Raw genomic sequence first — 1,544 nt, 5'->3', positions numbered from 1 at the left:
GTCATTTTTCCTCTATGGAATTACTATACAACACCGCAGAAACCTGAAATTCTCCTTTTTCATGCTGGGTAAACAGTTCCCCATCATAATCAGCCAGTGCCTGTTCTACCGAGGCAAGACCAATTCCGTGACAGCCGGTATCCTTCTTTGTGGTAAGGTATCGTCCGCTGTTGTCTTTTTTTAATTTCTCTGGACTACCATTTTTTATACAAATCTGGAGCATTTCTTTTATATAAGTAGCTTCCAGCATGATATATCTCTGTTCCTGCGGCAGCTTCCTACAGGCCTCCAGTGCATTTTCCAGCAGATTTCCGAAGATAATGGCAAGGTGTCCGCTCTGGAACGGCAGTACGGACGGAATAAATACCCTTGCCTCAAACTGGATGCCGTCCTTCTGGGCAAGGGCATACTTATGGTTCACAAGGGAATCCACCACGATGTTTCCGGTGTGGGAGATTTCGTCTGCGCCGGTTCCGATACCATCATCCAGCATCTTCTGTATGTAATCACTGGCTTCTTTTGTCTGTCCGGCATTTACCATGCCAAGAATCCCCGATAAGTGGTTCTTCATATCATGCCGCATCCGCCGCAGTTCCAGATAATAACCCTCCCGTTCCTCTGCCTGATGGCTGCATAAATCTAACTGCTGTTCATACAGCCGGTTCCGGGACTGAAGCTCCGCTGCCTGTCCCATCCGGTCATACACCGTAAAAATCACGTAATTGACAAGCAGGAGAAGTATGCCCGCAGCCACCGAGAAAAAAGAATATTCCGTATGAAATGCTGCCATGTGAAGGATATGGTGCATCATATAAATGCTGCTCGCCGGTACCAAAAGAATTATGATGAAATAACGCAGCGGGATTTCCGCATACTGTTTTTTCTTTGCGTAACGGCCAAGCAGTACTGAAAGCAGAAGCATACACATCTTGGATGCGAAGCTTCCGGCATCATTAATGACGCTTTCATCTGTTCCAATTGCCTCTAAGACCAGCAGCACAATGACCTCTACCAGCATCCATGCCGTACAGATAAGAAGGGTGCTGATACAGCGTCTTTTCAGGCTCTCTTTTCTGGTAACGGTACTGATCATAAATACCATAAAGATATTCCAGACCAGAAGAAACTGCGGAGGGAACAGGAGTTCAAACCCTGTTGCCACAAGGAAAGCATAGTATAAAAACCAGCTGATTATGCCTGCAGGCTTTCTGTTTCCTGGACCGAAAAGGGTCGTTATGTATCTCTGTATAATCAGAAGCTGCAGTGCCGGAAGCAGAAAGCCCGATATAACGGAAAGATATCCCCTCATTCAATAACCGCCTTTCCCGCTGCCATTGTGCAGAGCTGTCGGCGCACTTCCTTCTGTCGGTCCTCACTGATTTTCAGTTCCATCTCTTTCCCATTCATACTGATTGTTATGTTAAAAAAATTCATTTTTGTTATATAATCGTAATTCACAAGGAAGGACTGGTGGATACGGAGGAAATATTTCCGACTATTTGCGAGTTCCTTCTCTACGTTATTCAGTTTTCCATAAAAATATG

Annotated in this window: 2 protein-coding genes; both read right to left on the bottom strand. The window is 45.3% G+C overall.

Annotated features, from left to right (window positions below; genetic code table 11):
- Position 1: 1 nt before the first annotated feature.
- On the bottom strand, positions 2-1,102 hold the full coding sequence (locus ROSEINA2194_RS04605; protein ID WP_227970601.1) for an ATP-binding protein: 1,101 nt from the start codon (positions 1,100-1,102) through the stop codon (positions 2-4).
- 203 nt (positions 1,103-1,305) lie between these two features.
- Positions 1,306-1,544 (bottom strand): LytTR family transcriptional regulator DNA-binding domain-containing protein (locus ROSEINA2194_RS04600; RefSeq protein WP_007883960.1); only part of this gene is annotated, 239 nt, incomplete at its 5' end.

This window comes from Roseburia inulinivorans DSM 16841 (assembly GCF_000174195.1).
Lineage (GTDB): Bacteria > Bacillota > Clostridia > Lachnospirales > Lachnospiraceae > Roseburia > Roseburia inulinivorans.
Note: the sequence above shows the minus strand (reverse complement) of the source record. Positions and strands in the feature narration are given on the sequence as shown.